Source organism: Butyricicoccus sp. (assembly GCF_050872565.1).
GTDB lineage: Bacteria > Bacillota > Clostridia > Oscillospirales > Butyricicoccaceae > Butyricicoccus_A.
In genome coordinates this window covers 1-5,213 of the sequence record NZ_JBNMHC010000149.1, presented here as the reverse complement: position 1 = coordinate 5,213, position 5,213 = coordinate 1, and the positions used below count along the sequence as shown (strand labels likewise).

The following is a 5,213-nucleotide window of genomic DNA, read 5'->3' as shown; positions in this document are numbered from 1 at the left end:
TAGTTGCGTGGTTATCAGCACGGGCTGGAAGAATAAAAAAATGGTTCTGCCGAGTGATGTCAAGGGACAGGAGCTTATTCCGCTTCCGGATAACTATTTTGCATATACCAATGCAGAGGGACATACTGTCATTTTTGACGACCTCAAGAGCATAGAACTGGAAGGCGAAGCTGTTTTTTATGAACAGAGCGATAAACTGATCGGTGCAATGCCAGAGGGCTATCAGATCTTTGATTTGGAAGAAGAGACACTCAGCGGTCTGCGTGCCTATGATTATGTTGCATCGGATTCTGAATCCGCGCAGACAGACAGCTATTTTACTATCGCCAATCCGACAACTGGATTGCAGGGAATCGGAAATACCAAGGCAAAGACGGTTTTGCGTGCGGGATATAACAGCATTGAAAGTGTTGGCGGCGGATATTTTGCTGCTGTACAGAATGAATGGACAGGAATCATTGATTCGCATGGCAAATGGGTCGTTCGGACGCAGCTGTCCGGTGTATAAGAAGGAGGAAATAGCATGAAAAAACAACTCCTTGCCGCAGCACTGTGCTGTGCCGTGCTGACGGGATGCGGTGCGGCTCCGGCGAAAACACCGACGGGCAGTGCAGAATCGACACAGACAGAAGAGACCGTTGTCGATAAGATTTCTAATGATTTCACATTGGGATGCAGTGCGGCATTAAAACTGCCTGCGGGCTTGGCGCGAGCAGCTGCCTGCGGAGAGACCTATGAAGAGTCCGCACGTCAAGTTTTGACGATGCAGACCAGTGATGATGCATGGAATGCTCTGCTTGCCGGAGATTTAGATGCTGCCATCGGCTATGCGCCATCAGCAGAGCAGGAGCAGCGATTAAAAGAGCAGGGAATTACCCTGCATAAAATCGGAACCGATGCACTGGTTATTCTGGCGGGCGGAACCGATGAACCGATAGCTTTGACAAAGAGTGAGGTTTTGCAGGCATTTGAGCTGCAATCGGATACATGGAAGGGCTATGCTGCCGCAAAGAATGCAGATAGCCGCAAGTTGTTTGCCTCTATTTTCGGACAGGATTGTGCGGGTGTCACCGTGCAGCAAGGCGAAGATACGCTTACTGCGGCGTGCCCGCATACACAGGGAACCCTGTGCTATACGACGTATGGCACACTCATGCAAAACGGACAGCCGGAACAAACAACGGTTGTGACGGTAGATGGCAAGCTGCCGAGTGATGCCGACTATACGCTGACGCAGGATGTTTATGCAGCGGTTCGCGCTGATGCAGATGCCAACGATCCGGAAACCGTGTTTATCAATTGGCTGGCTACCGATAAGGCAAGTGCTTGGCTGCATGAAGCTGTTGCAGGAACCTTGACGGAAGAGACAGAAGTATCGGAAGCTTCGTGACAGAATTTCTGGTAATCATGCTTGACAGTTGGGACACAACATGGTAAGATAACACTATATTAGTAGAACAAAGGCGTTTTACGGAATTACTCCGTAAGACGTCTTTTTTTGTTTGGAGGCGGAAAAATTTGCATATTCAGGAAGCCAATGACTGGGTTATTTTCAACAATATTACCTATCAGATTCATCAAATCGCAGATTTCCATGAGATGTGCCGGAATTTTTTAGAACAGATGCGGCTGCTCATGGATTTTGATGGAGCGGTCTTTTATTATTCCTCGGATACAGAGCTGCCAAAGCTGACACATGCTGTGTGCTGTAACTATCCGGAAGCAACGGCGCAGGAATACTTGGATGCCTATCAGGAAAAAGATTTCAGCCGCGGACTGCTGATGGGCGGAAAAAGTATGGTGTATCGAGAGAGCGATGTTTTTTCTGCGGATGAGCTGGAAAAGACCGAGTGTTTTCGGCGGTTTTCCAAAGAGGAAGGCTTTCAGCACAGCGTGCATATTTTACCGGCATTTGAAGGGAAAGTGCTGGGGAAGATTTCTTTTTATCGCAAAGCTGGGCAGCCGGATTTTGTTTATGATGATGTCTTTTTGCTGGACATGGTCAAAGAACATCTGGCACTGCGCACGGCAAGGTGTTATCAAGAGCATGTCAGACAGCATGAGAAATTAAGCATTCACGAATGTGAGGAAAAATTCCGCCTGACAGCGCGGGAGACGACCATTTTGGGGCTGCTCATGCAGGGATTGCCGAATGATATTATCTGCGGTCAGTTGACCATTACCAACAATACACTGAAAAAGCATATTTTGAATATTTATAAAAAATTGAGCATACGCAATCGAACACAGCTGTTTAAAATGGTACGAGAATATTCCGATTGAGCTTGAGCAACATTAGGTACAAAAAAAGACCGACGCAATTGCGTCGGTCTTTTGCTTGTGCGAAATTACTTGGTGCCGAACAGACGGTCGCCAGCGTCGCCTACGCCCGGAACGATGTAGCCCTTGTCGTTGAGCTTTTCATCGATTGCTGCGCAGTAAATTTCAACATCCGGATGCTGCTCCTGAATAGAAGACAGGGATTCTGGAACTGCCAGAATAGACAGCAGCTTGATGTTCTTTACGCCGTAATTCTTGAGGAACTGAATAGCAGCGTTTGCCGTGCCGCCGGTAGCCAGCATCGGGTCAACCACGATAACATCGCGGCTCTCGATGTCATTCGGCAGCTTGCAGTAGTATTCTACCGGCTGTAAGGTATCCGGATCGCGATACAGACCGATATGACCGATCTTTGCGCTCGGAATCAGATCCAGAATACCGTCTACCATGCCGAGACCTGCGCGCAGGATGCAGACAACAGCCAGCTTCTTGCCGGAGATGTATCGGACTTTTGCGTGCGCGATTGGGGTCTCAATCTCGACCTCCTTGAGCGGCAGATCGCGGGTAGCTTCGTAGCACAGCAGGGAAGAGATTTCCTCTACTGCCTCGCGGAATTCCTTAGAACCGGTGTACTTATCGCGCATGAGGGACAGCTTGTGTACGATAAGCGGATGATCCATAACGTGAACCTGTGCCATGATTCATTACTCCTTTTTCATAGATGATTGTGCGGCCTGTTCTGCTTCGCGTGCGAGCCGTTCTCTCACAGCCTGCGGCTGGCGGAGATAGCTCGGCAGTAATGCGGCGGCAGAGACCATCTTGCCTTCTTTTGCCAGATGATAGGCTTCCATCGCAGCACCCCAAGCACAGGGGTACATCAGACCGGATGGAGCCATTGTGACATCCAATGCATCAGAAAGGCTAAAATTATTATAACATATTTGCGTGCCATCTCCAACCAGCAGAACGGATTTTCCGAGAGAAATCAGCTCTTTTTTTAGGTCTTCCATGGCGATAGCGCGGTCTGGCGTGAGACGGCGCAGCGTGCCGTCTTCATAGACAAATAGCGCATTGTATAATTGTCCGCGCCGTGCGTCCATGACGGGACAAATTAGGCGATCCGTGAGCGGTGCAACATTCCATGCGGCACCGGCTAAGCTGGATACGCCGACACACGGAATATTTTTGGCATCTGCAATGCCCTTTGCCGTCGAGACACCAATGCGGACACCGGTGAAGGAACCTGGGCCTGTCACGCAGGCGATCACATCAATGTCAGCCAGCGTCAGCTGAGAAGAAGTCATGATGTGGTCAATCATCGGCAGCAATGTCGCGCTGTGCGTCAAGCCGCAGTTTTGAAAGGACTGCGCCAAAAGTTTGGTATCTTCCGTGATGCACACGGAGGCGGACAGAGAGGAAGATTCCAGCGTTAAAATGTTCAATGCAGTGCGCCTCCTTTGATGGTAATGATGCGGTCATCCTCGGCATCGCCGCGGCGAATATCCACGGTGATGCAGTCTTCCGGCAGTGCACCGAAGACATTTTCACTCCATTCGACGAGCAGGATGGTATCTCCGTCGAAGTAATCGTCCCAGCCAATGTCGTACAGCGCGTCTTCATCTAAGATACGATACATATCAAAGTGGCAGACGCGGCACAAATCCGTCTCGTACTCGTTGACGATAGCAAAAGTCGGACTGGTGACGCGGCCGGTGTATCCGAGTGCGTGTAGAAATCCGCGGCAAAATGCCGTTTTTCCCGCACCCAAATCACCGGTGAAAGCGACCACAGCGCCAGGAGACAGCTGTTTTGCCAACTGTCCGCCTGCCTGCTCGGTCTCTGTGACGTTGTGTGTTTGCATTTGAATCATGAATGATAAACTTCCTGTACAATTAGAACAGACCGGTGATTTTGCCGTCATCATCGACATCAATGTTGAATGCCGATGGGGTGCGCGGCAGACCCGGCATGGTCATAACCTTACCGGTCTCGCAGACAACAAAGCCTGCACCGGCGCTGACACGAACCGTGCGGATGTTGATGTTAAATCCGGTCGGTCTGCCGAGCTTTTTCGGGTCATCGGTCAGAGAATACTGTGTTTTTGCCATACAGATTGGCAGGTTGCCGTAACCAAGGTTCTCAATCGCCTTGAGGGACATCTCAGCAGCCGGGGAATAGGTTACGCCGTCTGCACCGTAAATCTCCTTGGCAATGGTCTCGATCTTTTCCTTGAGCGGCATCTCGTCCGGATACAGCATCTGGAACTGCGATTTGCCGCTGTCTGCTTCTTCCATAACCATCTGTGCCAGCTCTAAACCGCCTTCTGCACCCTTGGTAAATACTTCGGACAAAGCATAACGAGCACCCATATCCTCACAGACATGGCGCAGGAACTCGATCTCGTCATCAGTATCGCTTGGGAAGCGGTTGATGGCAACAACAACCGGAACATGGAACTTGCCGATGTTTTCAATGTGCTTTTGCAGGTTGACACAGCCAGCCTTGAGCGCATTCAGGTTTTCTGCATTGAGCTCATCCTTCGGCACACCGCCGTTGTACTTCAGCGCGCGGATGGTTGCAACGATAACGGCACAATCCGGCTTGAAACCAGCCTTGCGGCACTTGATGTCGAAGAACTTCTCTGCGCCCAAATCAGCGCCGAAGCCTGCTTCGGTAATGGTGTAGTCTGCGAGCTTGAGAGCCAGACGAGTGGCAACAATCGAATTGCAGCCGTGTGCAATGTTCGCAAACGGGCCGCCGTGCATCAGACAGGGAGAACCGTCCAAGGTCTGTACGAGGTTTGGCTTGATAGCATCCTTGAGCAGAGCACACATTGCGCCGTCTACCTTGAGATCACGGGCGAAAACCGGGGAGCCATCATAGCGATAAGCAACCAGAATATCACCGCAGCGCTTTTTCAAGTCGGACAGGCT

Annotated in this window: 7 protein-coding genes; 3 read left to right on the top strand and 4 right to left on the bottom strand. The window is 50.5% G+C overall.

Translation table 11 applies throughout. The annotated features are described in order from the left end of the window. From ACR0P9_RS07260 to ACR0P9_RS07250, 3 genes are all read left to right on the top strand, one after another. On the top strand, window positions 1-508 hold a 508-nt coding region (locus ACR0P9_RS07260), incomplete at its 5' end, for a hypothetical protein (RefSeq protein ID WP_432618744.1). A 15-nt stretch (window positions 509-523) separates the two neighbouring features. Continuing rightward, entirely contained in the window at window positions 524-1,390 is an 867-nt protein-coding gene (locus ACR0P9_RS07255) for a hypothetical protein (protein ID WP_432618742.1), read from the top strand. A gap of 128 nt (window positions 1,391-1,518) precedes the next feature. After that, window positions 1,519-2,283, top strand: a complete 765-nt coding sequence (locus ACR0P9_RS07250; protein WP_432618740.1) for a helix-turn-helix transcriptional regulator — start codon at window positions 1,519-1,521, stop codon at window positions 2,281-2,283. A gap of 65 nt (window positions 2,284-2,348) precedes the next feature. Here ACR0P9_RS07250 and upp read toward each other — a convergent pair whose 3' ends face one another. From upp to ACR0P9_RS07230, 4 genes are all read right to left on the bottom strand, one after another. After that, the gene (upp, locus tag ACR0P9_RS07245) at window positions 2,349-2,978 is read right to left on the bottom strand and encodes a uracil phosphoribosyltransferase (protein WP_432618738.1); all 630 of its coding nucleotides are present in this window, start codon (window positions 2,976-2,978) and stop codon (window positions 2,349-2,351) included. A 6-nt stretch (window positions 2,979-2,984) separates the two neighbouring features. Continuing rightward, window positions 2,985-3,722, bottom strand: coding sequence for a tRNA (adenosine(37)-N6)-threonylcarbamoyltransferase complex dimerization subunit type 1 TsaB (gene tsaB, locus ACR0P9_RS07240; protein WP_432618736.1), 738 nt, complete (start codon window positions 3,720-3,722; stop codon window positions 2,985-2,987). Next, window positions 3,719-4,150: a tRNA (adenosine(37)-N6)-threonylcarbamoyltransferase complex ATPase subunit type 1 TsaE gene (gene tsaE / locus ACR0P9_RS07235; protein ID WP_432618734.1), complete on the bottom strand. Its 432-nt coding sequence runs from the start codon at window positions 4,148-4,150 to the stop codon at window positions 3,719-3,721. Before tsaE ends, tsaB begins: the two co-directional genes overlap by 4 nt. Window positions 4,151-4,172: 22 nt before the next feature. Further along, a partial coding sequence (locus tag ACR0P9_RS07230; RefSeq protein ID WP_432618732.1) for a formate--tetrahydrofolate ligase occupies window positions 4,173-5,213 on the bottom strand: 1,041 nt, incomplete at its 5' end.

What these genes read in the sequence shown, in the direction of transcription:
- ACR0P9_RS07255 (WP_432618742.1), top strand. Translation starts at nt 524, where the DNA reads ATGAAAAAACAACTCCTTGCCGCAGCACTGTGCTGTGCCGTGCTGACG.
- upp (WP_432618738.1), bottom strand. Translation starts at nt 2,978, where the DNA reads ATGGCACAGGTTCACGTTATGGATCATCCGCTTATCGTACACAAGCTG.
- tsaE (WP_432618734.1), bottom strand. Translation starts at nt 4,150, where the DNA reads ATGATTCAAATGCAAACACACAACGTCACAGAGACCGAGCAGGCAGGC.